This is a genomic window from Pseudodesulfovibrio sp. (assembly GCF_028692895.1).
Classification (GTDB): Bacteria; Desulfobacterota; Desulfovibrionia; order Desulfovibrionales; family Desulfovibrionaceae; genus Pseudodesulfovibrio.
Map to the genome: position 1 here is coordinate 44,774 of NZ_JAQUWN010000008.1, position 2,500 is coordinate 47,273.

Here is a 2,500-nt window from a genome sequence, read left to right on the forward strand (position 1 = left end):
GTGACGCTGTCGCCGTCCAGGTCGGCGGGCGCGAGGGTGGCGACCACGGTGGCGTCCGCGTTCTCGGCGACGTCGGCGACCGGCCCCACCGCGAGGGTGGGCGCGTTGTCGTTGAGGTTGTCCACGTTCACGTCGAATTCGACGGTGTTGCTGTCGTGGACGCCGTCCGAGGCGGTGACGCTGATGTGGTACTGGCCGGCGGTCTCGTAGTCGAGCCCGGCGGCGGCCACCACCTTGTCGCCGTCCATGGAGAACAGGCCGGAGGCGTCGTTGCCCGCGCCGTCGGTGGCGGTCAGGGTGTAGGTGACGCTGTCGCCGTCCAGGTCGGCGGGCGCGAGGGTGGCGACCACGGTGGCGTCCGCGTTCTCGGCGACGCCGGCGACCGGCCCCACCGCGAGGGTGGGCGCGTTGTCGTTGAGGTTGGACACGTCGATGGTCAGGTCCCTGGTGGTCACGCCGCCGTTGCCGTCGGCCACGGCCACGGTGATGGTGTGGCTGGTGGCGGTCTCGTAGTCGAGCGCGCCGGTCAGGGTGATGACGCCGGTCTCCGGGTTGATGGAGAACGGGGAGTCGCCCACGATGGAGAAGGTCAGGTCCGTGGAGTCCACGTCCGAACCCACGGCCGTGGCCACGTAGGCGCCGTTGGCCGCGTCCTCGGCCAGGGTCACCGTGGCGCTCTCGACCGGGTCGATGGCGTGCATGGTGACGTTGTCGATGACGTTGCCGAAGGTGCCGGGGTCGTGCGAGGCCAGGGTCAGGGTGCCGGAGGTCTCGCCGTCGGCCACGGTGACGATGATGGAGCCGGTCTCCCAGGCGTCGTCGCCCGGATTGAGGGTCGCCACCAGCTCGCCGTTCCAGTAGACGTCGATGTTGCCGGAATCGGGCTCGTTCAGGTGGCTGCCCCGGTCGAAGAGATCCAGGCCGATGACATACTGTCCCGCCGCGAGGTCGGTGACGGTCTGGGAGATGACCACGGGTTCACCGGAGCCGACCGCCATGTCGTTCACGTTCTCGCCGTCGCTCGCGCCGATGATGCCGCCGCGATGGCCGTCCATGACCTCGAAGTGGCCGCCCGCTTCCAGGGTCCAGTTCGGGGGATTGTACCCCTGGGCCCAGCCGCCCGCGTCGATGTCCACGCCCTCGAAGCTGCCGTTCTGGATCAGGTTCTCGGCGTCCACGGCCGAGGCGAACTCCAGGGTCGGCCCGTCGTTGACCGGGGTGACGTCGAAGCTGGCCGAGGCGGCGGTGCTGTGTTCGCCGTCGGTCACGGAGTAGGTGAGCTGGACGTCGCCGTTCCAGTTCCCGGACGGGGTAAAGGTCCAGGTGCCGTCGCCGTTGTCCACCAGGGCGCCGGAGCCGTCGGTCACGGCCAGGCCGGTGACGGAGAGGCCGTCCTGCGGGTTCGCTCCGCCTTCGTTGTCCGGGTCGTAGGCGTTGGCCAGGAGCTGGGCCTCGGTGAATGTCACGGGCCCGCCGTCCTCGGCCATGTTGTCCAAGACGACCGGGCTTTCGACCACCGGGGCCTCGTTCACATCGGCCACCTGGATGGTCAGGTTCTTGATGGTGGTTTCGTCGCCGTCGCTCACCGCCACCTGGATGGTGTAGCTGGAGGCCTCTTCGTGGTTGAGGTCGCCGGCCAGGGTGATGACGCCGGTGCTCGCGTCTATGGTGAAGGGCGAGTCGTTGTCGACCAGGGAGTAGGCCAGGGCGTCGCCGTCAACATCCGCGCCCAGGGCGGTGGCGACCACCGCTCCGGCGGCCGTGTTCTCGGCCACGGAGACCGGGACCGCGTCGCCGGTGTTCACTGCGTACATGGCCACGTTGTCGATGACGTTGCCGAAGGTGCCGCCGTCCTCGGAGGTCAGGGTCAGGGTGCCGGAGGTCTCGCCGTCGGCCACGGTCACGGTGAAGGCGCCGGTCTCCCAGGCCTCGGAGCCGGGGTTGATGGAGCCGATCTCGACGCCGTTCCACAGGATGTGGATGGCCCCGGAATCCGCCTCGCCGAGGTGCTCGCCCCGGTCGAAGGCGTCGATGGAGATGGCGTAGGCCCCTTCGGTGAGGCCGGTGACGGTCTGGGACACGGAGACGGGAACGCCGGTGCCGACCGCCATGTCGAGGACGTTCTCGCCGTCGCTCGCGCCGATGATGCCGCCGCGCTGGCCGTCCATGACCTCGAAGTGGCCGCCCGCTTCAAGGGTCCAATTCGGGGGATTGTACCCCTGGGCCCAGCCGCCGGCGTCGATGTCCACGCCCTCGAAGCTGCCGTTCTGAATATAGTTATAGGTGGTGTCGGCCGCGCTGAAGGTCAGCTCGGGCGCGTCGTTGGTCCCGGTGACCGTGATGGTCAGGGTGTTGGCGGCGACGCCCTCATGCCCGTCGCTGACGGTGTAGGTGGCGGTGATCTCCTGGGTCTGGCCTGCGGCCAGGGTGTCGTAGGAGGAGGCGTCGAAGGTGTAGGTGCCGTCGGCGTTCATGGTCAGGCCGGTGGGCGCGTCGCCGG

1 protein-coding gene is annotated in these 2,500 nt (G+C 69.2%); it reads right to left on the reverse strand.

Features of this window, described 5'->3' with window-relative positions; all coding sequences use genetic code 11:
• Window positions 1–2,500 (reverse strand): tandem-95 repeat protein (locus PHP91_RS03510; RefSeq protein ID WP_300137027.1); only part of this gene is annotated, 2,500 nt, incomplete at both ends.